This is a genomic window from [Clostridium] clostridioforme AGR2157 (assembly GCF_000424325.1).
GTDB lineage: Bacteria > Bacillota > Clostridia > Lachnospirales > Lachnospiraceae > Enterocloster > Enterocloster clostridioformis_A.
Window position 1 is genome coordinate 25,060 of the sequence record NZ_AUJR01000022.1, and the last position, 23,759, is coordinate 48,818.

The window sequence follows — 23,759 nt, forward strand, 5'->3', positions numbered from 1 at the left end:
GCCAAAAACATCTCCCTTCCTCATGACTTGCAAATAAACCGCTCCCCTGCCATAAGGGCCTCCATGCGGTCCAGGCGCTCATGCATCAGCTCATGCCAGATGCTTTCGTCCACAAACGGATTATGGGTATCTGTAATCTCCCCAATCAGCGGGACGATTCCCACCTGATTGGTGTGGGAAGGAAGGCAGATGTCCACATGAAGCCGATCCATCATCCTCAGGCTTTCGCAGAATTCCTTCTGAAGGCTCAGGGGCAGTCCGTTCTGTTCCAGAAACTCCCTGGAGAGGGTGTTAAGCCCTACCCCGCCGTGTATCCCGCAGGTATAGCTCCTGCCGTCCTTATCCTTCACGTCAAATATCATGGAGGTACAGCCCGGGGTGTGTCCCGGCGTGGAAATGGTACGTACGGAAACATTTCCCTGCACAATAGGTTTGTCATCCGAATAAATCTCATCCGGTTCAATATCACCGCAGGTATATCCGTCGCTGCAAATCAGATCCTTACGCTCATGTATCATGAACAAATCCCGCTCTCCCAGATAAACTCTGGCTCCGGTCAGTTCCTTCATGGTCCTGGCTGCTCCTATATGATCTGCATGGGCATGGGTCAGAAGAATTTTCTTAATATCCATTGGGTCGTATCCCAGGCTTCGGATGCATTCTAACATCAGATAGCACGTCTCATGCATGGCCGTATCTATAAGAATCAGCCCGGCTCCTGTATCAATGAGATAGCAGGCCACCCAGTCATTGCCGGACACATAATAGACGCCCGGCGCCATCCGAAAGGGCGGCAGATAACTGACCCAGGGGGTGCGGCAGCACCGTTCCATCAGCTGCCGGGGAGGAAGGCTCGTGGTCGAAGTACTGTTAAGTGGCATTTAATTGGCCTCCTTTTGTTTATTATTTTTTGTTTTCCCAAGCAGTGCGCAAAACATTGGCGAAAATACACACCCTATCCCTATGAGCATCAGCACACAGGATATGGGTCTTGTGAAGAATGCGGCTGCACTGCCTGAATACTGAAATGCCTTCAGCATATTGCTCTCCAGGGTAGGTCCCAGGATAAAGGCCAGAATCAAAGGCGCTGTGGGCAGTCCTCCATAGCTCATCATCAGGCCGATGACAACAAACACCAGCATCATACCGCATTTGTATAAGCTGCTGGAATCCACGTATGCGCTCACAAAGGAAATAATGATAAGGGCCGGATACATATAGTGGTACGGAACCTTGAGAATCAGCGGAAATACCCGCATCCCCAGAGCCTGGAGAATCAGTATCAGCACAGCGCACACCATGACAGTGGCAAACATAAGGTAGACCACATTTCCGCTGTTCTTAAATACCATGGGCCCCATCTCCAGCCCGTGAATCGTAAGTGCCCCAATCAGCAGGGCTGTGGTGGAATCACCGGGAATGCCCAGGGCAGCCATGGGAATCATGGAGCCGCCGATGGCCGCGTTGTTGGATACCTCAGAAGCCCAGATACCGTCAGGACATCCTTTGCCGAACATCTCAGGCGTCCTGGAACCATTCCTGGCGCTGGAGTAGGCCACAAGATTGGACAGTCCCGACCCCATGCCGGGAAGGAAACCGATTCCCAGGCCAATGCCAAAGGAGCGGACAATGTTCACAAACTGAGCCTTTATTTCCTTTAACGTGATTCCCAGGCCCTTGATTGATTTTGTATCCACGTCCGGCAGGGCGCCGAATCCCTTGCCGTATTCCTCAACGATTCGGGCCACCCCAAAAATACCAATCAGTACAATGGTCATCCCCAGACCGCTCATAAGGTACATGTTGCCGAACACAAACCTGGGCTCTGCATCAATGGGGGAATATCCCACAGAGGCAAACAGCAGGCCGATGGACGCGGAAGCAAGTCCCTTAAACATATTACCCTTGGAAATGGCCAAGACCATGGTTATAGCAACGAAGCAGAGTGAAAAATACTCCCACGGACCCAGGGCAAAGGCAATATCTGCTATTTTCTGGCTTAACAGGGCTCCCAGTATGGCGCTGAAAAAGGTTCCCAGGAAGGACGCCACCATGCCGATGGCCAGGGCCTTGCCCGCCTTGCCTGCCTGGGCCATGGGATAGCCGTCAAAACAGGTTGCCACCGCGGAAGCGGAGCCGGGTATTCCCAGAAGTACGGATCCGATAAATGCCCCTGAACAGCCGCCCACCCATAGGGCTATGAGGAATACCACTGCGCTTCCAGCATTCATGGTATATGTAAGCGGCATGAAAAGCATGACGGCCAAGGTTCCGGAAAGTCCGGGAATGGCCCCGAATATAAGACCGATGACCGTTGCCCCAAACATCAGAACCAGATTGAAGGGCTGGGTAATCTGCCCGGCGATATAAGGTAAAAATTCTATCATACGTGCCCCCTCCTATTCAAACAGCATGCCTGATGGCAGTGTGAGCCCGAAGGCGTATACATAAATCACATAAATGATCACTGCCACTGCCACGGAAAACAGTATCCTTCCTTTAAGGGTGGATGAACCGCCTCCTGCAAACATGGTTGTGAGCACATACAGGGCTGCTGGTGTGGCAATCAGATAACCTGCCGCTGTCATGGCCGCTATGTAAGCCGCTATTATAATAAGGGACGCCCCCATTCTCCCCCATCCTGCTTTTACCATATATGCCTTCTCTTCTTTTTTGCTCAAGGTACTCTCCGCCAATATACCCAGACCGCATACAGTGAAACCGAAAGCCGCAATGGAGGGCAGCATCCTGGGCCCTGGATAGGCAGCTGTAATGGGGGTGGAAAAGGTAGTGGTCATCAGGAACACCACGGCTCCCAACAGAATTAACACAGCGCCTGTTATCTGGTCTCTTTTTATTCTCACGGCATCTCGCCCCTTTCCTGATATTGCTTATACCTGCTTTTCTTCATCATGCGCCTTATGCGCATGTCTTCATTCCTGTTATTTCTTAAGCCCCAGTTCCTCCACCACGGCGTCAATCTGTCCCTGCATTTCCTTTAAGGTGCTCCGACCTTCCTCCAGGCTTAAAAATTCCATCTCCATTCCAGCAGGCGCCAGAGTCTTTACCACCTCCGCGTCATTGGCAGCGGATGCATAGTAATCGTGAATCCTGGATGCCAGTTCCGAATCCATGTCCTTTGGCCCTACCAGGACCACATTTAGCATCTTGAAGCTGAAATCCACGCCCTGCTCAATAAAGTCAGGCACTTCGGGAAGCACGCTGCTGCGTCCGCCCTCATCGGAATTGGAGATGGCTCCCAGAGCTCTGGCCTTACCGGATTCCACATACTGCTTTGCCTGGTTGGCATTTACAAAACAGGCGTCAATGCTGTTTCCCACCAGGGCAGTCAGCTTCTCTGTATCGGATCCTGCCTCCACATATTTGACTTCGATTCCCGCCGCCTTTGCAAACAGCCCTGTCTGGATATGTACCGTACCGCCGGTTTCCACGCCGAACATGACCTCACCCGGTCTTTCCTTTGCAGCCCCAATCAAATCGTCCAGGGTCTGATAAGAAGAATCGCCGGATACCACCAGCACATTGTTGGCCTTATCCTTGGGCACCGCCACTCCAATGACCGTAAAGTCCTCTGTGGCCGATTTATCGTACAGTCCCGCTGCTGTTTTAATCAGCATGGTCAGATGCCACTGTGTCAGGGTGGAACCGTCCTTTTTTCCGGCCGCTGCTTTCTCACACGCGACCACTCCGCCGCCGTCCGTATTATTCACAATGGTGATGGCGGAACCGGATTCTGCTGATACCTTGTTGGCCAATGCCCTTGCCATCACATCGGTTCCGCCGCCGGCTTTGGCCGGCACCTGAATCTCCACATTCTTGGCCCATTCACCGTCCTTTGCGGCACTGCCTCCGCATCCTGTCATTGAAACCGCCATGATTCCTGCCAATATCATCCCTAATACGCTTCTCTTCATGCTCCTGTCTCCTTTTTTTATTGTGAGAATTCAACATAATTTTCTCGTTTCCATTGAACTCTTTATTGGTTTTGATTATAATAGCTGTAATGACTTATTTCAACTTATTGATTTTTATATAATCTCTTAATATAATTAAGCTTAAAAGGAGCCCCCATGGATTTACGTCAGATTGAATATATCGTTGCCATCGAACAGGAACAGAGTATATCCAAGGCAGCTGAAAAGCTGTATCTCACCCAGTCGGCCCTGAACCAGCAGCTGCTGCGTCTGGAAAAGGAGCTGGGTACTCCGCTGTTTGAGCGCAGAAAACACAGCATGATTCCCACCCTTGCGGGCCGCATTTACCTGGCCACGGCCCACCGCATGGTGGACATGAAACGGGAGACTTATAAAATCATCAGCGACATCACAGAAGAAAACGCCGGTGAGATATCCATAGCCTATACTCCGGAACAGGGTTCCCTCATGTTCTCCTGCATATATCCGTATTTTCGCGAAAAATACCCCAATATCACATTCAGCATCAGGGAAGCCAGGGTAAAAAAGATGGAACAGATGATACTTCAGAAAGAAGTCACCATGGCCAGCCTCACCTATTTTGGAAATCAGAAGAACCCATCCCTGGAATATGTGGACATGGGTGAAGAGCTGATGGTGCTGGGCCTTCCTGTCTCCCACCCTCTTGCCCATCTAGCGGGAGATGAAAGCTTCCGGACCTTTCCGGAGATAGATTTAAAGCTCCTGCGGGAGGACAGCTTCACCCTGATATCCAGAGAGACCAGAATGAGGGACATGATTGACCGTGCTTTTGAGGAAGCAGGCTTCCGCCCCAGGATACTGTTTGAATCTGTCAGCACCAGGACCGTGGTGAACATGGTGCGGCAGCAGATATGTCCTGCCTTTTTCCCACAGTCCTACGTGGATCCGGAAGCCCCCATCGCCTACTTTTCCGTCCGTCCGCGGCAGACATGGATGCGCTGCATGGCCTACCTGAAGGGGTGCTATCTGACCAAACCGGAAAAGTATTACATTGAGCTGGCAACCCGGTATGTACAGGGATGTCTGTAGGACGGGCCATGGTCATGCCGGTGCTGCGCGGCGTAAACGGTATTCGTAAATAACCGCAAACAGTCTGATTTTCCAAAATAAAAGCAGCCAGAACTGTGATATGAGCATATCAATATCACAGTCCTGGCTGCTTTTTTATGGTCCTCTATATGCGTATCCCGTATATATCTTTCAGAATCTCTTCCGCCTTCCCCATCATCTCAAGGCTGTCCTGGTTCTTATTCCTCCTGTCAATATAGTGGAAGGAAGGCACATCCCCGGGCACCAGTTTTAAATCCCCCTTGTAGGACCTCACCAGGTCCGGAATCTTCTCCACCCGGAGTCTGGCCTTCTGATACATGGTAAGCCTTACCTCCTGTCGGTTAATAACCACCTCTGTCACATATGCCCGGTGGGCCAGAGCCCTGATAGCCGCTATCTTAAGCAGGTTCTCCACACTGTGCGGTATATCCCCAAAGCGGTCCATAAGCTCATCCTGCATATCCATGTACTCCTCCTCTGTCTCAATGGCGGAGATACGTTTATAGATATCCAGCTTCTGGTATTCATTCTTGATATAACTTACGGGAATGTATGCATCAATGTCGCATTCCACAACGGTCTCGTAGGAATCCTCCTCCAATGTCTCTCCCTTAAGGGCCAGCACGGCCTGGTTCAGCATTTTGCAGTACAAATCATACCCCACGGCTTCCATATGGCCGTGCTGTTCTGCCCCCAGCACATTGCCCGCGCCCCGGATTTCCAGGTCCCGCATGGCAATCTTGATGCCGGATCCCAGTTCCGTAAATTCCCGGATGGCCTGGAGGCGCTTCTCAGCCTCCTCCCTCAAAAGCTTATCCCTCTTATACATGAGAAAGGCATAGGAGGTCCTGTTGGAACGGCCCACCCTGCCTCTCAGCTGATACAGCTGGGACAGTCCCATGCGGTCCGCATCGTGGATAATCATGGTATTGGCATTGGGTATATCCAGGCCGGTCTCAATGATGGTGGTGGATACCAGCACGTCGATTTCCCCGTTGATGAAATCCGCCATAATCCGTTCCAGCTCATGCTCCCGCATCTGGCCATGGGCAAATGTGACCACTGCATCCGGCACAAGGGCCTGAACACGGCCAGCCACCTCATCAATATCCGTCACACGATTGTATACATAATACACCTGACCATTTCTTGCCAGCTCACGGTTGATTGCCTCACGCACCATCTCCTCATTGTATTCCATCACATAGGTCTGAATGGGCATCCTGTCCACCGGAGGCTCCTCCAGCACACTCATGTCGCGTATGCCTGCCAGACTCATATGAAGGGTCCTGGGAATCGGCGTGGCTGTCAGGGTGAGCACATCTACATTTTCCTTCAGATGCTTGATTTTTTCCTTATGGGCAACGCCAAACCGCTGCTCCTCGTCAATAATCAGCAGTCCCAGGTCCTTAAACTGTATATCCTTGGACAGAACCCGGTGGGTGCCGATTACGATGTCCACCATTCCCTTGCGGAGGTCCTCCAGAGTCCTTTTCTGCCTGGCCGGCGTACAGAATCTGCTCAGCATATCCACCCGCACCGGAAAATCCTTCATCCGCTGCACGAACGTATTATAATGCTGCTGGGCCAGAATCGTGGTTGGCACCAGGTACACCACCTGCTTGCTGTCCTGGACTGCCTTAAATGCCGCCCTCAGGGCCACTTCTGTCTTGCCGTACCCCACATCACCGCAAATCAGGCGGTCCATGATTCTCCTGCTCTCCATATCCTTCTTCACCGCGTCAATGGCATCCATCTGGTCATCGGTCTCATCATAGGGGAACAATTCTTCAAACTCTCTCTGCCACACCGTATCCGTCCCATACTGGAATCCGGCCTTTTCCTGGCGCGCTGCATAAAGCTTCACCAAATCCTTGGCAATCTCCTGGACAGCTCCCCGAACCTTGGTCTTGGTTTTATTCCACTCAGCCCCTCCCAGCTTGTTGAGCTTAGGTCTCTTGGCCTCTGCCCCTGCGTATTTCTGGATACTTTCCAGACGTGTGGCCGGCAGATACAGATTGCCTCCGTCCCCATACTCAATCTTGATATAGTCCTTAATGACCCTATCCCGCTCAACCTTCTCGATGCCCTTATATATACCCAGACCGTGCTCCTCGTGGACCACATAATCACCCACCGACAGCTCTGTGAAACTCTGTATGGCCTTGCCCTGGTAATTTGTCTTTTTACGGCGCTTTCTTTTTTTCTCCACGCCGAACATATCGCCCTCTGTGATGAATACAAACTTCAAAAGAGGATATTCAAATCCCCGGTGGAGATTGCCGTAGGTAACCAGTATCTCTCCCGGCTGGACCTTGCGGACAGCGGTATTAACAGAAACCGTATTCCCGGAATCCGGGCTGACAGTACCGTCTCCTCCTGCATTCCCGCTTTCCGCTTCCCACACATCCGGGCAATAGGCCCTCAGGTCATATTCCCTCAAGTCGCTGGCAAGCCTGCTGGCTCTGGTCCTGGAAGCAGACAGCAGGATAACCCTGTATCCTTCCTTTTTCCACCTTGTCAGGTCCTTAATGAGAATCTCGAAGCTGTTCTGGTATGAGTTCACATTTTTAACATCTATGCTGAATTTCTGATTCACCTTCATGCCCGGAAGCTTCTGGTCAAGCCCCGTAAGCATGACCGCAAACGGTTTCTGCATCCTGGCCAGGACCTCGGCCGCAGGATAGAGAAGCTCGGTCTGGCCAGGAAGCAGATAGCCCTTCTCCAGCCTGTGCACCATGCTTTCCCTGAATTCCAGCTCCACGGTCTCGCCCTTTTCCTTTAATCTGGCAGGCTCATCCAGATAAATCACGCTCTCACCCTGGGGGAAATATTCCAGGAAGGAAACCGTATCCGGGCAGAAATACCGGATATAGGCGTCCAGCCCGCCAATCCTCCACCCCTCATCCAGTCCGTTTCTCAGTTCCTCGATGATGGTGTGGATTCTGTGGGCCTCCTCCGGCTTATGCTGCTCCCTTAACGCCTTCCCATATGTCTTTTCTTCCTTTTCCAGCCTTCCGATTCCGGCTGCCAGCTGGTCCCCTGAGAGTACCACCTCCGCTGCCGGATAAATGGTGATGCTCTCTAACTGCTCCACCGATCGCTGGCTTTCCAGGTCAAAGGTACGGATGGAGTCCACCTCATCATCCCACAGTTCAATGCGCACCGGCACTTCCTCGGTCAGCGGGAATATATCCACGATTCCGCCCCTGATGGAGAACTGGCCCATGCCGTCTACCTGGGCCATCCTCTCATAGCCCATGGCAATCAGACGTTCCTTCCAGGCATCCAAATCAATAATCTGTCCGCTCTCCACCGTGATGGACTGCTCCCTCAGATATTTAATGGGCATTAGATGGTCCATAAGACCATCCATGGTAGTGACCACCACGCCCTCTCTGTCCTCCATGAGGTGGCGCAGCACAGCAATCCTCTGTCTGGTCATCAGGTTTCCGTGAATGTCCGCGCTGTAAAACAGTAGGTCTTTGGCAGGATACAGCCACACCTGACTGGTAAAGCTGCGGAAATCATCGTAGATTTCCTTGGCCCTGGTGTCGTCATAAGTGACCACCAGCTTCCAGGCAAATGCGCTTGCCTCTCCCAGCTCGTACATCAGATGTACCTTCTGTGAATCCAGGGTCCCTGTTACCTGCAGCGGTCCCTTTCCGGATTTCAGTGCCTTAACCAGATTATCATACTCCTGTAATTCCAATAATGGATTTTCCATTCTATCCCTGCACCCCTTATCAGCCCTTATGGCCGTTAAACTGATTCATTGCCGCGTCAGCGCCCTGAGTAATCATCATCTCCACTGCCCCGGCCGCTTCCCTGAACGCATCCTCCATGACAGCCCTGTCCTCCCTGGAGAACCGGCTTAGTACATAGTCAGCCAGGTCCATTTTCTTAGGTTTATCGCCCACTCCCACCTTAATGCGCGGGAACTCCTGGGTCCCCAAGTGGGCAATTATGTTTTTAATCCCATTATGTCCTCCTGCGCTTCCCTTTTTCCGGATTCGCAGCTGTCCCACATCCAGGCTGATATCATCATATACAATAATAATATGTTCCGGGTCCACTTTATAGAAATCAGCCGCTGCCCTTACGCTCTCGCCGCTCAGGTTCATGAAGGTCTGGGGCTTTAAAAGCAGCACCTTCTGTCCGCCGATGATTCCTTTTCCATAACATCCCTTAAACTTTTTCTCCTCCACGGTGGCGCCCAGACGGTCTGCCAGCACATCTATGACCTCAAATCCCACATTATGTCTTGTCTTTTCATACTCCTTGGTGGGATTGCCCAAACCTGCAATGATGTACATCACCTTGTCATCCTCCTTATCGCCTGCCTTCCTGCCAAATCCCAGCCGCTCTTTTATTCTCTCCCATATTCCGCTCATTTTCCCGTCACTTTGCCTTCCAGTTTTATGATTTGTCCGCATTTTCCAATATCTTCCTAATATTAACAACACGCCTTAAAGCGTTAGATACAAACCACACGGGGTATCTAACGCTTTTTTCCGTTCCATCATTCTATCAGATTACGCTTAAAATGTAAAGCAGATAAAGGGTTCTTTCCTCCATCTGCCAGCCGGACGTAAACCGTTTCTGTAAATCATATTCCCGCCATCACCGGCTGCTTCCAACCGCCATGGTTTCCAAAGCCCGTTCCTCTGTAAAATATCCGCATTTCACCAGACGGTCCAGTACCTGCTGCTGGCGCCTGGCTGCCAGTTCCCGGCTCACAGTGGGCGCATAACAGGAGGGTGCATTGGGAATCCCGGCCAGCAATGTGCTTTCATAATCCGTCATATCCTCAGGTTCCTTGCCGAAGTAGCCCATGCTGGCATCCTTCACACAGTAATATCCGTTCCCATAATAAATGGTATTCACATACAGCTCCAGAATCTCATTCTTGCTGTAGTCCCTCTCTAAATCAAATGCCACCAGGACCTCTGCCACCTTGCGGACCAGCTCCTTTTCCTGGCTGAAATACATGTTCTTGGCCAGCTGCTGTGTCACAGTGCTTCCGCCTTCCACAAAGGCCCCTGCCTTTATATCATTGAATACAGCCCTTCCTATGGCTATCACATCGATTCCCGGATGGTTATAGAACCTGTGGTCCTCCACGGACAGCACCGCATTCACATAAATCTCAGGAAGCTGGTCAAAGGTGGTATAGTTTTCCTTGGCACGTATGGACGCCACCTTATCTTCAAGGCTCACGCTGTCCATGGCCTCCCTGTACATTCCGTAGCCCTTCACAGCCACTGTCACGCTGAAACACAGAACCACCATAAGCATTACGGCTGCCACCCGCTTGATACCTGTACGCACCTTCATTCTTTCACCCGCTTTCTCTTCTGAATCATGTATTGTGGAATCATCTTATCTCATATATGTATCATATCATAAGAGAATGCAATAATGTTTGAATTTGCCTTAATATACCGTGACTATTCTCTGACTATTTATGAAATTTTTTCTAAAGGTCTGATTGGTTTTTCTTAAGGATTCCGGCCCTTATTCCATAATGGATTTTAGGGTGTTCCGCCCTTGCATAATGCCACATACTATGCTAAACTATAACCGTTGTGATGCCTGTATAAGTTCATGATTGGATGAACGTTTCTACCAGTTACCGGGATAGTTGACTATATGCTTCTATTTTGCATACTGGTTTTTTTTGTGCCCTGCGCTTTGGAGAGTATCAGGGAGTCCGCACCGGTGAATCCGTATCTTAAGGATTCCCATGAAACCAGGCAAATCAGGCAGTGAAAGAAAGGAGTTTCCCTATGAATCCAACTACAAATTACGACGTAATCATTATTGGCGCAGGTCCCTCCGGCATCTTCTGCGCGTATGAATTAATCCAGAAGAAACCTGACATGAAAATCCTCATGGTGGAAAAAGGACGCCCCATCGAAAAGAGAGTTTGTCCAAAACGTACCACCAAGATATGTGTGGGCTGCAAACCCTGCTCCATCACCACCGGCTTCGCAGGCGCAGGCGCATTTTCCGACGGCAAGCTGTCCCTGTCTCCTGATGTGGGCGGCAACCTTCCGGAAATCCTGGGGTATGATAAAACTGTTGAACTCTTAAAGGAATCTGATAACATCTACTTAAAATTCGGCGCTGATACCAATATATACGGCGTGGACAAACAGAAAGAAATAGAGGAAATCCGCCGCAAGGCCATCGGCGCTAACTTAAAGCTGATTGAATGCCCCATCCGCCATCTCGGAACAGAGGAAGGGTATAAGATTTATACCCGGCTTCAGGAGCACCTTCTGGCCCAGGGCATTACCATGGAATTCAACACCATGGTAAAGGACGTCATCATTGAAGGCGATACCGTAAAGGGTATCATAACGGACAAGGACGAAGCTTACTATGCCCCTGAGGTGGTTTCCGCCATTGGGCGGGAGGGTTCTGACTGGTTCTCACACATCTGCGGAAACCATGGAATCCAGACCCAGGTAGGCACTGTGGACATAGGCGTACGTGTGGAAGTCCGGGATGAAGTCATGAAGTTCTTAAACGAGAACCTGTATGAAGCCAAGCTGGTATACTATACCCCCACCTTCGACGACAAGGTCCGCACCTTCTGTACCAACCCTTCCGGAGAGGTGGCCACAGAATACTACGAGAACGGCCTTGCAGTGGTAAACGGCCATGCATACAAGTCCAGGGAGTATAAGACAAATAATACCAACTTTGCCCTCCTGGTGAGCAAGAACTTTACCAAGCCCTTCAACGAGCCCATTGAATACGGCAAGCATATTGCCCAGCTGTCCAACATGCTATGCGGTGGAAGAATCATGGTTCAGACCTTCGGTGATTTCCAGAGAGGACGCCGGACCACAGAGGAACGTCTCTGCCGCAACAACCTGATTCCCACCCTGAAGGATGCAGTACCCGGAGACCTGTCCCTGGTATTTCCCCACCGCATCATGACGGATATCAAGGAAATGCTTCTGGCCCTGGACAAGGTAACTCCCGGCATTGCCAGCGACGAGACCCTTCTCTACGGAGTCGAGGTCAAGTTCTACTCCAATAAAGTGGTGGTCAACGCTGACTTTGAAACCAGCATCAGGGGTCTGCGGGCAATCGGAGATGGCGCTTCCGTCACCAGAGGACTGCAGCAGGCTTCTGCAAATGGCATAAGCGTGGCCAGAAGTATCTTGAAGAAGATGGAAGCATAAAACAGACAGCGGCCTGAAACAGATAGCGGCCCGGCATGCACTGTATGCGCGCCATAAAAATCCTGTAATGTCAAAATCCTGGTTTCGATCACTAACTTATCTAGCACATGCAAACATAAAAAACAAGAGCTGTCCCGGTTCACATTCGTTATCCGGAAGACAGCTCCCATACATTATTCTGTGTGTATCTTATGCCATTCCATCCTCTGCCGCCTCATTCTCCAGCAAGGTTGTCTCATACTTATTCAGAATCATGGTCTGAATCATATCCCTTGTGTTGGAGTTAATAGGATGAGCAATATCGCGGTACTCTCCGTCCGCTGCCTTACGGCTTGGCATGGCTATGAATAACCCCTTCTCCCCCTCAATTACCTTGATGTCATGAATGACGAATTCGTTGTCCAGAGTGATGGAAACAATTGCTTTCATCTTGCCTTCCTTTTCAACCCGTCTCACTCTCACGTCTGTAACCTGCATGTTTTCTACCCCTTCCGTCTTATCCCGCCGGTCCCCCGCTCTGCGCTCCCCGTGCGTTCCGCGGGGCTGTGTGCGTATTATAATGTATACCTTTCGTTTTTCTCCACAACGATTTTGATGTTCTCCGGTGTGCCGATGTGTGTGGTGTTGGCACGGATGGTATCCCTGCTCTCTACGATGCAGTTCTCAATCACTGTGTTGTCACCAATATAAACATCATTTAAAATAATAGAATTCTTTATTACACAATTATTGCCCACGTATGCCTTTTTAAAGAGAATGGAGTTTTCAACTGTACCATTCAGGATACATCCGCTGGTTATCAGGCTGTTTCTGACCAGAGCACCAGGGTTGTACTTGGCAGGAGGAAGATCATCGATCTTAGTGTATACATCAGGATACTGCTTAAAGAAGTAATCCCTCACCTCAGGTTTGAGGAAATCCATATTTGTCTTATAATAGGAGTCCACGGAAGCAATGTTGCTCCAGTAGCCGTCCAGCTTATAAGCATAAATTCTCTTAAGGTTCTTGTAGCGTACCAGAATATCATTGACCAGGTCATACCTGTCTTCTGCCGCGCAGCGCTCCAGCAGTTCAATGAGCTGCCTTCTGCGGATGACATAAATACCGCAGGAAATGGTGGTTGCGTCAGATGCCATGGGCTTCTCCTCGAAGTCCGTGATACGGCCGTCATCATTCAGCTTCACACAGCCGAACCGTGTCACATCAGTGCCCTCTTCCATGTCCTTGCAGACAACGGTGATATCTGCCTTTTTCTCAATGTGATACTCCAGAACCTTATTATAATCCAGCTTGTATACGCCGTCGCCTGCCGCTATGACCACATATGGCTCATGGCTGTTCTTCAGGAATGTAAGGTTCTGGTATAATGCGTCCGCTGTTCCCCTGTACCAGTCGCCGTTCTCCGGTGTGATGGATGGGGTGAATACAAAGAGTCCGCCCTGTTTACGTCCGAAATCCCACCACTTGGAGGAACTTAAGTGCAGGTTTAAGGACCTGGAATTATACTGTGTAAATACTGCCACGTTCTGGATGTGGGAGTTTGTCATGTTGCTGAGTGCAAAGTCAATGCTGCGGTAGCTTCCTGCAACCGGCATGGCAGCCACTGCCCTCTTATTAGAAAGTTCCCGCATCCTCTTGCTGTTACCGCCTGCTAATACGATACCGATTGCTCTCATTTTACGCCACCTGCCTTTATAATGTAATTTCCGCCAGCCAGTAATCCGTCAGGATAATCGCTTACGGTTGTCTCGCCTGCTATGGCAGTGTTCTTGCCTATCTTTACCCCGTCAGGAATCACAGAATTCTCACCAATGGTCACCAGATCGAACTGGTATACCTTGGGGTCATATGTACTGGGCGCATACTCTCCTGTTCCCAGTTCCACACCAGAGCCAATCCTTACATTCTCAGCAATGATTGACTTGTTCACAACGGTTCCCGCTCCGATAACGGTTCCCTGCATTATAATGGAATCCTTCACCACAGCTCCCTTGGCAATGGTAACGCCTGCTCCGATGACGGAGTTCATTACCTCGCCGTAAATCTCAGTTCCCTCACCGATAATGCTTCGCTCAATATTTGCCTCATTGGAAATAAACTGGGGCGGAATCACATCATTCTTGGTGTAAATCTTCCAGTATTCCTCATACAGGTTGAACTCAGGAATGATATCAATGAGTTCCATGTTGGCCTCCCAGTAAGAGCCCAGCGTACCTACATCCTTCCAGTAACCATTATATTCATATGCGAATATCCTGTCACCTTTTGCGTGGCAGTATGGAATGATGTGTTTGCCGAAGTCGCACCCCGGCTCTTCCTTCATCTTAATCAGAGCTTCCTTTAACACAGGCCAGCTGAATATGTAGATACCCATGGATGCTAAGTTGCTTCTGGGAACAGGAGGTTTCTCCTCGAATTCCGTGATGCGGTTAGACTCGTCCGTAATCAGGATGCCAAAACGGCTGGCCTCCTCGATGGGTACTGGCATGGCAGCAATGGTGATATCTGCATTATTGGCTTTGTGATAATCCAGCATTACCTCGTAATCCATCTTGTAAATGTGGTCACCGGATAAAATCAGAACATATTCCGGGTTATATGATTCCATATACTCCAGATTCTGGTAAATGGCATTGGCAGTTCCTGTGTACCAATCGCTGCCCTTGCTGCGCTCATATGGAGGTAAAATGGTTACACCACCAACGTTCCGGTCTAAATCCCACGGTACTCCAATTCCAATATGAGAATTTAAACGTAATGGCTGATACTGTGTCAATACTCCGACTGTGTCAACGCCGGAATTGATACAGTTGCTCAGCGGAAAATCAATGATTCGGTACTTCCCCCCAAAAGATACGGCCGGCTTGGCTACTTTTTGTGTTAGCACGCCAAGGCGGCTTCCCTGTCCGCCTGCTAATAGCATAGCTATCATTTCTTTTTTAATCACGTTATCACCTCTTGCTGTTAAATTTTTTGTAATTTTAATTATACCACAAACTTCGTAAATAGTACATAAATATTTAAATTTATTTCATCGTTTTTGTGCATTTTTCCGACATTTTTTCCGTTTTTAACCATTTGATAATCTGTACCCGATGCATTCCAATTTCTGGAACGCCCAGTCCCGCGGACATATGACATAATCCGCTACAGTTAAGTAACGTCCCTTATGCGAACTTTTCCCCATTCATACATCATGATAATGTAATCATATTGAAAATACAGGCTGCGTACCTGGACCCAGGGGAAAGTTAAGCCTTGAAACATGGCGTGAAATATCATATAATCACGTATATGTAGTTACCGTCCATTTCCAGGGGAATTGGGGATACTGAATATATAGATAAGAGAAAAGGAGAATATCAGTCATGGATCTGATTACCGTAAGAGAACTTTACAAACATCCGGAGGAACATCTTGGCAAGGAGATAAATGTCGGAGGGTGGGTTCGCAGCCTGCGTGATTCCAAAGCATTTGGCTTCATTGTTGTCAGTGACGGAAGTTTTTTTGAAACATTGCAGATTGTCTATCACGATACCCTTCCCAACTTTGCGGAAGTGTCTAAATTAAATGTGGGAACAGCCATTCTTGTCAGGGGAACCCTGGTGGCCACGCCCCAGGCCAAGCAGCCATTTGAGATTCAGGCCGCCGAGGTCACTGTGGAGGGAACCTCCTCACCGGATTATCCTCTTCAGAAGAAGCGCCACTCCCTGGAATACCTGCGCACCATCTCCCACCTGCGTGCCAGAACCAATACCTTCCAGGCTGTATTCCGCGTGCGCTCCTTAATTGCATACGCCATTCACCAGTATTTCCAGGAAAGGGATTTTGTCTATGTTCACACGCCCCTGATTACCGGCAGTGACTGTGAGGGAGCCGGGGAAATGTTCCAGGTAACCACCATGGACTTAAACAATATCCCAAAGACAGAGGACGGCAAGGTGGATTTCAGCCAGGACTTCTTCGGCAAGGCCACCAATCTGACCGTAAGCGGACAGCTGAACGCTGAGACCTATGCCATGGCTTTCCGCAACGTATATACCTTCGGCCCTACCTTCCGTGCCGAGAATTCCAATACCACCCGCCATGCGGCTGAGTTCTGGATGATTGAACCGGAGATGGCCTTTGCGGACCTGGATGATAACATGTGCCTTGCAGAGGGCATGCTTAAATATATCATCCGGTTTGTTCTGGAGCATGCGCCGGAGGAGATGAACTTCTTCAACCAGTTTGTGGACAGGGGTCTTCTGGACCGTCTCCACAATGTGTTAAATTCCGAGTTTGGCCGGGTTACCTACACCGAGGCCGTGAAAATACTGGAAGAACACAACGATGAATTTGAATACAAGGTATCCTGGGGCTGCGATCTGCAGACAGAGCATGAGCGCTATCTGACAGAGCAGGTATTTAAGAAGCCTGTATTCGTAACCGATTATCCGAAGGAAATCAAAGCCTTCTATATGAAGATGAATCCTGACAACAAAACCGTGGCAGCCGTAGACTGCCTGGTTCCCGGTATCGGTGAAATCATCGGCGGCAGCCAGAGGGAGGACGATTACAGCAGGCTGGTAGCCAGAATGGACGAACTGGGCCTTAAGAAGGAGGACTACGGCTTCTATCTGGATTTAAGGAAATACGGATCCACACGCCACGCAGGCTTCGGCCTTGGTTTTGAGCGCTGCGTCATGTACCTGACCGGAATGTCCAACATCCGCGACGTAATCCCATTCCCAAGAACAGTAAACAACTGCGAATTATAAAGAATCTCTGCCCGCCCCGTAGAAGCGGGCAGAGATTCGCTACCCGGACGTAGCAGCGCGGAGTTCGGGGAACCCGTCTCTGCCCGCCCCGTAGAAGCGGGCAGAGATTCGCTACCCGGACGTAGCAGCGCGGAGTTCGGGGAACCCAACATTTGACAGGAGGCAGACATGAAATTCATCCACACCGGGGATATCCACTGGGGTATGTGTCCCGATGCAAACAAGCCCTGGGGCAAGGAACGCGCCCAGGCCATCAAAGATACCTTCCGGATAATAATAGAAAAGACAAAAGAGATGGATGTGGACTGCTTATTCATCAGCGGAGACCTGTTTCACAGGCAGCCGCTGATGAAAGACCTTAAGGAGGTCAATTATCTCTTCTCCACCATTCCTGCTGTAAAGGTCATCCTGATAGCAGGCAACCATGACCGCATCAGGGAGAACTCTGCCCTGTTAAGCTTTACCTGGAGTCCCAACGTGACCTTCATTATGGATGAAGCTCTGACCTCTGTCTACTTTGAGGACATCAATACGGAAGTTCATGGATTCAGCTATCACACGGCTGAAATCAAGACGCCCCTGCTGGAGGATATACAGGTTCCTTTAAACAGCCGCATTCAAATTCTCATGGCCCACGGCGGCGACGCCGCCCACCTGCCGATTAATTTCAACAGCCTGGAGCTTTCCCCATTTTCCTACATCGCCCTGGGACATATCCACAAACCTCATGTCCTGGCGGACGGAAAGATTGCTTACTGCGGCTCCCCCGAACCCCTGGACCTGACTGAGACCGGTTCCCATGGCTTCTATGCGGGAGAGATTCATCCTGTCACCAGAAAACTGATAAACCTTCAGTTTATTCCTTCCGCCAGCCTCCAGTACATACCACTGGCCGTGAATGTGTCCAGGGACACCACCAACGGAGAACTGTGTGACCGCATATCAAATGAGATTGAAAACCGGGGTTCCAAACATATTTACCGGTTCCGCATCAGGGGCATGAGGGACCCTGACATTGAATTTGACCTGGAGCAGCTCACGGCCAGATACAGGATTGCCGAAATCATTGATGATTCTGAGCCTCAGTATGATTTTTCAGCACTGTTTGCCGAGCATTCCAGCGATATGATTGGATTCTATATCCAGGCCCTTCAAAAAGAAGAGATGAGCCCGGTGGAGAAGAAAGCCCTGTATTACGGGGTAAATGCCCTTCTTCATACCACCGATGAAAGGAGCTGAACCCATGAAGATATTAAGTCTGCACATCGAGGGATTCGGTAAATTCCACGACCTGGATATCTCCTTTAAGGACGGGCTGAATGTAGTGTACGGCAAAAACGAGGCCGGCAAATCCACCCTTCACACCTTTATCAGGGGAATGCTCTTTGGTATTGAGAAACAGAGGGGCCGGGCAGCCAGGAATGACATCTACAGCAAATACGAGCCCTGGAAGGGAAGCGGCACCTACGAGGGATGGATGCGGCTGGAGAGCGAAGGCCAGATATACCGTATCCAGAGAAGGTTTCAGAAGCAGAACAAGGATCTGACCATTGTCAATGAAACTCAGGGCAGAGAGGTTGAACCCACCAGAGCCCTCCTGGACCAGCTGCGCTGCGGCCTGTCAGAAACAGCCTACGACAACACCATCAGCATCGGCCAGTTAAAATGCGCCACGGACGGAGGCATGGTGGCTGAGCTGCGCAATTACATCGCCAACCTCAATACCTCCGGCAGCATTGCCCTGAATATAACCAAGGCCACTGCATACTTAAAAAGCCAGAGGCGGGAGCTGGAGAATCAGATGGTTCCTGAGGCTGCACGCAGTTATACCGCCCTTTTGGGGGATATACGCAAGACGGAGCAGGAAATATCCGCGCCCCAGTATGCCAACCAGTTAATTGAGTACCGCAACAAGAAGAATGAAATCAAGAAACAGCTGGACAGCTGTCAAAAGGAAAAGGAAGGTCTGCTTGAAAAGTCCGCCAAAGGACGGCAGATTCTTTTAAACAGCCAGTTTACAGATCAGGAATCCGTGCAGAAATACATGGAGGACACCAGGAAGCTTTACGGTGAATACCAGAACACCCTGGCTGCATGCAGTAAGAAATCCAGGACTGTCTGCGCCGTATTCATGTTCCTAATCACCCTGGCCTTCGCAGGAGCCGCCGGGCTGTGCCTGGCGGCGCCGGACCTGGTGCGCTCCCTTGTGCTTCTTCCATTTCCCCTTACGGCCGCAGCAGGGATATCAGGCGCCATTGCCCTGGCTGCCTGTATAACCGGCATCCTTAAGCTGGGCAAGAACCGCCGGTTCCGAAAGGAGCTGGACACCAGCACCCGCCTTCTCCAGGAAATATTCGCCCGTCACCTGGGTGACTCCAGCATTTCCCAGGATGCCATGAACGCATTGGAGGGGAGGATGGCGGAGTTTCTCCGGCTCAGCAAGGCCGTGGAACAGTCTGAACAGACCCTGGTGCAGTTATCAGAGGAGATTGGAAAGCTCCAGTCCAGCGAGGACCAGTTTTCCGAGGAGATAGAGCAGCAGCAGCGTATCCAGTGGGAGCTGGAACAGAAGCTGGAACATCTGGCTGACTGCAAGACCAGGGCCGAAGCCCTGAAACATGTGCTGACGGAAAACGAGCGCATTCAGGAGGAACTGGACGCCATCGACCTGGCCCAGGACACCATGACCACCCTGTCCACCTCTATCCGCGACTCCTTCGGATTATACCTGAACAGGGAGGCTTCTGACCTCATATCCGGTATCACCGGTGGAATTTACACCAGCATGAGCATTGACGAGAACCTGGATGTATACATGAACACGCCTTCCAAGCTGGTTCCCATAGAGCAGGTCAGCAGCGGCACCATGGATCAGATTTATCTGGCCCTGCGCCTGGCTGCCGCCAAGCTGGTCCAGAACGGCAAAAGGGATACCATGCCCCTGATTTTTGACGACAGCTTTGTGCTGTATGATGATGAGCGCCTGAAGACAGCGTTAAAATGGCTTGTGAAGGCATATGATAATCAGATTATTGTGTTTACCTGCCATCAGAGGGAGGCGCAGCTGCTGACGGCGAATCAGGTGAAGTATCATTTAGTCCGGATATAGAGCAGAAAAACGGGCAGCCTTTGCCGGCTGCCCGTTTTCCATCCGCCTTATTCTGTTTTAGCGGTATTATCCTTTAAGTACTTCCTGCAATCGTATATTTTCCATAAGGCAAATATAACCAGCAGTACGCTTCCTATCAGAAAACCCATGTTAATTACCCATAAAGGATATTTAACTACAGCTGTTTTTTCATTTGTAGAAAGCTGCATCAAAATGATATTAAGACCCCAGTTAGTCGTCAGGACTTCAAACACCAGCCCAAGGGCATATTGAAGGATTTTTAAACCTCCATAGGCCTTTCTGTTATCAGATATTTTCTCCTGAATAAGATCCAGACCGATTAACTCATCGCCTATAAAAGCCAGACTGGAACAAACAAATATAGACCATACAAACAGCATTTTCAGCGTTTCATCCGTCCATGGCGCCGGCGCCTTCAGAACATTGCGGGCAAAGACAGCATACGTCTCAATTAAAATCATTATAATCCCCGCATAACCAAATATGCTCTTTACCCCTGAATCAAGCTTTGAAACAAAACCCTTCATGTCCATTCCTCCTTTAGGGTTGTTCTGTCACTGCGAGCACTCTTATCTGGGATCCATCCGCGTTTTTTGTGTTAAGCGGCAGCGCAATCAACTGACAAGTCGGCTGTCCTACCTCCCATAAATTAGTGAGGTATTCAATCATTAATATTCCTCCCTCTTTCAGAACGAAATTATGTACCGGCTGCACGATAGGATCCTCTGGTTTTGCAGTACGGATTTTGCGTATTTCATAATCTTGCGGAAAGTCAAATCCAACCACTTTAGGATTATAGTCCCTAATCCACTTTCCTCCGTCAGCGCTGACCCAGCAGGAATTATCCCAAAATTCCACGGACTCCCAAGATACCCTTCGTCCACGGTCAGAACGGATTATAATCGTATCATAGTGTTTATCCTTAAAGGGTTCGTTTGCCCTTTCCAGCATCTGGGCGGTAATCGCCTCATTATCACCCACAAATGATAAATCCAGAATCAGACAATCCGAAATACACCAATCGCTGATTGGATATGCGTCCAGATTCTTACCGTCTGGGTCATGATGGACAGGTGCGTCAATATGGGTAAACCAATGTGGGGTCAGTTATTTTTCTCATATTCTGTAGTTCCCCCTTTAATTCTTCTGGATGATATCAAGAAGCTCTGTACCATTTTCATCTGTGAATACCTTCCAGGCGCTCACTGCAATCTCTTTAAATGCTTCTTTATCAGGATTTTCCACAATCTCACATCCCTTGTCCAGCAGCACCTGTTTTGCCTCTATTGTCTTTTCCTCGTTGGCTTTCCTCTGGGCCTCTTTACCTACATTGGCTGCGTCCATGACAACCTGCTTCTGTTGGTCACTTAATTTATCCCATGTTTTTTGGCTGATTCCCATCATGAACGGGGTATAAACATGGTCTGTCAGTGTTATATACTGCTGGACCTCGTAAAACTTTCTTGATACAATTTCATGAAGCGGATTCTCTTCCGCACTGACAGTGCCCTGCTGCAATGCCGTATATAACTCAGATGCGTCTATGGTTGTGGGCAGAGCTCCCAAAGCCTTCCATGTCTCTACCTGTACGGTTGCAGGCAGTGTCCTCATCTTAATACCATTTAAATCCGCCGGTGTCGTGACCGGCCTCACATTATTGCTGAGTTCACGGAAACCGTTCTCCCAGAAAGCCAATCCCACGATTCCCTTTTCGGCAAACTTCTCAAATATTTTTTCCGAAGCAGCTCCATCTACAGCTGCTCTGGCCTCTTCCAGATTATCAAACAGGAACGGAAGCTGGAATACTTCTACCTCCGGAACCAAGCCTGAAAAATAGGCGGTACCAGATACCCCAATATCAATTGTTCCCTGCTGAAGTCCCTGCACCATGGATGTGGCATCGCCCAAAGCCGTATCATAATAATCCGTCGCTTTCAGGGGACCGCCGCCAATCTCATTGATATAGTCTACCATAGCCTTTAACCCGGTGCCGGTGGGCGTGTTCTCCGCCACAGAACCAGCAAATACACTGAGTTCAATTGATGCTTCTGCTGTTTTTGCCTCTGTTCCTCCATTATCAGCGGAAGCTGGTTGATTTGCTTTGCCGCAGCCACCCATACTTAATACAGCTGATGCCAATAACATATACAGTGCAGTCTTTCTCATAATAAAATCCTCCTTATGTTTTATTTCATTAACGCCGGCAGTAATGTTGAGATGCCAGGTATTAATACAATCGCTATGGTCCCTGCTATAATTGAAGCAATAAGTACCGGTAAATGCGGTATGATTTTATGAATGGGCTGTCCGCCTACTGAAGATGCCACAAACAGGTTTATTCCCACCGGAGGCGTCGCCAGGCCAATACATAAGGTAACCACCATAACCACCCCGAAGTGAATCAAAGAAATTCCATACTGGGTTGCTGTAGGAATCAATATGGGAGCAAAAATCAGAAGTGCCGGTACTGCATCTATGAAACACCCCGCAACAATCAGAATGAATACAACAGCAAACATAAACACTGTTGGGCTTGATATTACAGAAGTAAATCCTTCTGCCACCATCTGGGGTATTCCTGCCCTTGTCAGGACCCATCCAAATGCCTGGGTGGCTGCTACTATCAGCATGATACCCGCTGCTGTCTTGACTGATTTGAATACCACCCTGCCCAGGGATTTAAAATTAAGTTCCCTGTAAACGAACAATCCTATGATAAGGCAATAGAAACAAGTAACGGCAGAAGCCTCTGTTGGCGTAAACAGGCCGGAATAAATGCCGCCTAAAATAATGGCAGGCGCAAGTATCGCCCATATAGCGTCTAAAAATGATTTTGCCGCCCGTTTCAGGTTAAAATGACCTACCCCCTTGTATCCTTTTTTAATACATTGCCATACTACTACCGCTATGACAATTACCCCAAGAAAAAGTCCCGGTACGAGTCCTGCCAGCAGCATATCCCCCACAGATTCCCCGGATGCAACTCCATATAGAACCATAAGTATACTTGGCGGAATAAGAGGTCCAAATATTCCTCCCACAGCTTGGACTGCACTGGCGTAGCCGCCGTCATACCCTTCCTCCTGCATGGATGGAATCATGATTCCCCCAACTGCCGCGGTAGTCGCTGCTCCGGCGCCTGTCATGGCTGCAAAAATCATACTCGCCACTACCGTAACAATAGCAAGACCTCCCGGCAAATGACCTACCACTGTTCTGGCAAAGTTCACAATCCGTTTTGAAATACCGCCGGATTCCATGAGTCCGCCTGCGATTACAAAAAACGGTATGGCCATTAGTGTAAATGAGTCCACCCCTTTCAGCATCTGCTGTCCTATGATTATCATAGGTACATCCATAAAAAGTGCCATATAAAGCACTGCAGACAGACACAACGAATATGCAATCGGAACTCCCAGAAAAAGTAATACAAAAAATACTCCCATTAAAACTGCAATATTCAAGAATCTCTCCTCCTGTCTCATATTTATATCATTCTTATATTTTTCAAAGCAATAATCGTGCCAAATTATATATTCTTTCCAAATTTTTCCTCGGTTTTTTTTCAAACGTATAAACAATACACAATAACGCTAATTTACAACAATTTTTTGTATTATTATGTTGTACACCCGTTTCAAAA

Annotated in this window: 19 protein-coding genes and 1 riboswitch; of the genes, 5 read left to right on the forward strand and 14 right to left on the reverse strand. The window is 49.4% G+C overall.

Annotated elements, in window-relative coordinates; all coding sequences use genetic code 11:
* Nucleotides 1-20 precede the first annotated feature (20 nt).
* The 4 genes from G614_RS27295 to G614_RS0111090 all read right to left on the reverse strand — a co-directional run bounded on the left by G614_RS27295 (nt 21) and on the right by G614_RS0111090 (nt 3,935).
* On the reverse strand, nt 21-881 hold the full coding sequence (locus tag G614_RS27295) for an MBL fold metallo-hydrolase (RefSeq protein ID WP_044917603.1): 861 nt from the start codon (nt 879-881) through the stop codon (nt 21-23).
* Nucleotides 882-2,387 carry a tripartite tricarboxylate transporter permease gene (locus tag G614_RS0111080; RefSeq protein WP_027641987.1) on the reverse strand — a complete coding sequence of 502 codons (1,506 nt, stop codon included), beginning with the start codon at nt 2,385-2,387 and terminating at the stop codon, nt 882-884. It abuts the gene before it with no gap.
* Between the two features lie 12 nt (nt 2,388-2,399).
* Nucleotides 2,400-2,864: a tripartite tricarboxylate transporter TctB family protein gene (locus tag G614_RS29905; protein ID WP_080664500.1), complete on the reverse strand. Its 465-nt coding sequence runs from the start codon at nt 2,862-2,864 to the stop codon at nt 2,400-2,402.
* A gap of 78 nt (nt 2,865-2,942) precedes the next feature.
* Entirely contained in the window at nt 2,943-3,935 is a 993-nt protein-coding gene (locus G614_RS0111090; protein ID WP_027641988.1) for a Bug family tripartite tricarboxylate transporter substrate binding protein, read from the reverse strand.
* Nucleotides 3,936-4,091: 156 nt separating this feature from the next.
* Between G614_RS0111090 and G614_RS0111095 the strand changes: the two genes are divergently transcribed.
* Nucleotides 4,092-5,006, forward strand: coding sequence for a LysR family transcriptional regulator (locus tag G614_RS0111095; protein WP_027641989.1), 915 nt, complete (start codon nt 4,092-4,094; stop codon nt 5,004-5,006).
* A gap of 145 nt (nt 5,007-5,151) precedes the next feature.
* On the opposite strand, the gene mfd is transcribed toward G614_RS0111095, so the two are convergent.
* The 3 genes from mfd to G614_RS0111110 form a co-directional block, all read right to left on the reverse strand.
* Nucleotides 5,152-8,754 (reverse strand): transcription-repair coupling factor, encoded by a 3,603-nt coding sequence (gene mfd / locus G614_RS0111100; RefSeq protein ID WP_027641990.1) that lies wholly within the window; start codon nt 8,752-8,754, stop codon nt 5,152-5,154.
* A 19-nt stretch (nt 8,755-8,773) separates the two neighbouring features.
* Nucleotides 8,774-9,421 (reverse strand): aminoacyl-tRNA hydrolase, encoded by a 648-nt coding sequence (gene pth / locus G614_RS0111105; protein WP_027641991.1) that lies wholly within the window; start codon nt 9,419-9,421, stop codon nt 8,774-8,776.
* Nucleotides 9,422-9,650: 229 nt separating this feature from the next.
* Nucleotides 9,651-10,364, reverse strand: coding sequence for a biosynthetic peptidoglycan transglycosylase (locus tag G614_RS0111110; protein WP_027641992.1), 714 nt, complete (start codon nt 10,362-10,364; stop codon nt 9,651-9,653).
* 238 nt (nt 10,365-10,602) lie between these two features.
* Nucleotides 10,603-10,698: riboswitch (purine riboswitch) on the forward strand.
* 118 nt (nt 10,699-10,816) lie between these two features.
* Here G614_RS0111110 and G614_RS0111115 point away from each other — a divergent pair.
* Nucleotides 10,817-12,226, forward strand: a complete 1,410-nt coding sequence (locus tag G614_RS0111115; RefSeq protein ID WP_027641993.1) for an NAD(P)/FAD-dependent oxidoreductase — start codon at nt 10,817-10,819, stop codon at nt 12,224-12,226.
* A 189-nt stretch (nt 12,227-12,415) separates the two neighbouring features.
* Here the strand turns inward: G614_RS0111115 and spoVG are convergent, their stop codons facing one another.
* The 3 genes from spoVG to G614_RS0111130 form a co-directional block, all read right to left on the reverse strand.
* A complete protein-coding gene (gene spoVG, locus G614_RS0111120; protein WP_027641994.1) occupies nt 12,416-12,703 on the reverse strand; it encodes a septation regulator SpoVG in 288 nt (95 codons plus the stop codon).
* A 77-nt stretch (nt 12,704-12,780) separates the two neighbouring features.
* On the reverse strand, nt 12,781-13,902 hold the full coding sequence (glgD, locus tag G614_RS0111125) for a glucose-1-phosphate adenylyltransferase subunit GlgD (RefSeq protein ID WP_027641995.1): 1,122 nt from the start codon (nt 13,900-13,902) through the stop codon (nt 12,781-12,783).
* The gene (locus G614_RS0111130) at nt 13,899-15,173 is read right to left on the reverse strand and encodes a glucose-1-phosphate adenylyltransferase (protein WP_027641996.1); all 1,275 of its coding nucleotides are present in this window, start codon (nt 15,171-15,173) and stop codon (nt 13,899-13,901) included. Before G614_RS0111130 ends, glgD begins: the two co-directional genes overlap by 4 nt.
* Nucleotides 15,174-15,594: 421 nt before the next feature.
* Here G614_RS0111130 and asnS point away from each other — a divergent pair, with 421 nt between their 5' ends.
* From asnS to G614_RS0111145, 3 genes are all read left to right on the forward strand, one after another.
* Nucleotides 15,595-16,986 carry an asparagine--tRNA ligase gene (gene asnS / locus G614_RS0111135; RefSeq protein ID WP_027641997.1) on the forward strand — a complete coding sequence of 464 codons (1,392 nt, stop codon included), beginning with the start codon at nt 15,595-15,597 and terminating at the stop codon, nt 16,984-16,986.
* 168 nt (nt 16,987-17,154) lie between these two features.
* The gene (locus G614_RS0111140) at nt 17,155-18,225 is read left to right on the forward strand and encodes a metallophosphoesterase family protein (protein ID WP_027641998.1); all 1,071 of its coding nucleotides are present in this window, start codon (nt 17,155-17,157) and stop codon (nt 18,223-18,225) included.
* A 4-nt stretch (nt 18,226-18,229) separates the two neighbouring features.
* Entirely contained in the window at nt 18,230-20,095 is a 1,866-nt protein-coding gene (locus tag G614_RS0111145; protein ID WP_027641999.1) for an ATP-binding protein, read from the forward strand.
* A 47-nt stretch (nt 20,096-20,142) separates the two neighbouring features.
* On the opposite strand, the gene G614_RS0111150 is transcribed toward G614_RS0111145, so the two are convergent.
* The 4 genes from G614_RS0111150 to G614_RS0111165 are packed head-to-tail and all read right to left on the reverse strand — an operon-like array spanning nt 20,143 to nt 23,580.
* A complete protein-coding gene (locus G614_RS0111150; RefSeq protein WP_027642000.1) occupies nt 20,143-20,643 on the reverse strand; it encodes a TRAP transporter small permease in 501 nt (166 codons plus the stop codon).
* 13 nt (nt 20,644-20,656) lie between these two features.
* The gene (locus G614_RS27305) at nt 20,657-21,223 is read right to left on the reverse strand and encodes a cyclase family protein (protein ID WP_278245987.1); all 567 of its coding nucleotides are present in this window, start codon (nt 21,221-21,223) and stop codon (nt 20,657-20,659) included.
* A 30-nt stretch (nt 21,224-21,253) separates the two neighbouring features.
* Complete coding sequence (locus G614_RS0111160; protein WP_027642001.1) at nt 21,254-22,282, reverse strand: DctP family TRAP transporter solute-binding subunit; 1,029 nt, start codon at nt 22,280-22,282, stop codon at nt 21,254-21,256.
* A gap of 20 nt (nt 22,283-22,302) precedes the next feature.
* The gene (locus G614_RS0111165; RefSeq protein WP_027642002.1) at nt 22,303-23,580 is read right to left on the reverse strand and encodes a TRAP transporter large permease; all 1,278 of its coding nucleotides are present in this window, start codon (nt 23,578-23,580) and stop codon (nt 22,303-22,305) included.
* Between the last annotated feature and the right edge of the window lie 179 nt (nt 23,581-23,759).

Coding starts and splice junctions, on each gene's coding strand:
- G614_RS27295 (WP_044917603.1), bottom strand. CDS start 881: ATGCCACTTAACAGTACTTCGACCACGAGCCTTCCTCCCCGGCAGCTG.
- G614_RS0111080 (WP_027641987.1), bottom strand. CDS start 2,387: ATGATAGAATTTTTACCTTATATCGCCGGGCAGATTACCCAGCCCTTC.
- G614_RS0111090 (WP_027641988.1), bottom strand. CDS start 3,935: ATGAAGAGAAGCGTATTAGGGATGATATTGGCAGGAATCATGGCGGTT.
- G614_RS0111095 (WP_027641989.1), top strand. CDS start 4,092: ATGGATTTACGTCAGATTGAATATATCGTTGCCATCGAACAGGAACAG.
- mfd (WP_027641990.1), bottom strand. CDS start 8,754: ATGGAAAATCCATTATTGGAATTACAGGAGTATGATAATCTGGTTAAG.
- pth (WP_027641991.1), bottom strand. CDS start 9,421: ATGAGCGGAATATGGGAGAGAATAAAAGAGCGGCTGGGATTTGGCAGG.
- G614_RS0111110 (WP_027641992.1), bottom strand. CDS start 10,364: ATGAAGGTGCGTACAGGTATCAAGCGGGTGGCAGCCGTAATGCTTATG.
- G614_RS0111115 (WP_027641993.1), top strand. CDS start 10,817: ATGAATCCAACTACAAATTACGACGTAATCATTATTGGCGCAGGTCCC.
- spoVG (WP_027641994.1), bottom strand. CDS start 12,703: ATGCAGGTTACAGACGTGAGAGTGAGACGGGTTGAAAAGGAAGGCAAG.
- glgD (WP_027641995.1), bottom strand. CDS start 13,902: ATGAGAGCAATCGGTATCGTATTAGCAGGCGGTAACAGCAAGAGGATG.
- asnS (WP_027641997.1), top strand. CDS start 15,595: ATGGATCTGATTACCGTAAGAGAACTTTACAAACATCCGGAGGAACAT.
- G614_RS0111140 (WP_027641998.1), top strand. CDS start 17,155: ATGAAATTCATCCACACCGGGGATATCCACTGGGGTATGTGTCCCGAT.
- G614_RS0111145 (WP_027641999.1), top strand. CDS start 18,230: ATGAAGATATTAAGTCTGCACATCGAGGGATTCGGTAAATTCCACGAC.
- G614_RS0111150 (WP_027642000.1), bottom strand. CDS start 20,643: ATGAAGGGTTTTGTTTCAAAGCTTGATTCAGGGGTAAAGAGCATATTT.
- G614_RS0111160 (WP_027642001.1), bottom strand. CDS start 22,282: ATGAGAAAGACTGCACTGTATATGTTATTGGCATCAGCTGTATTAAGT.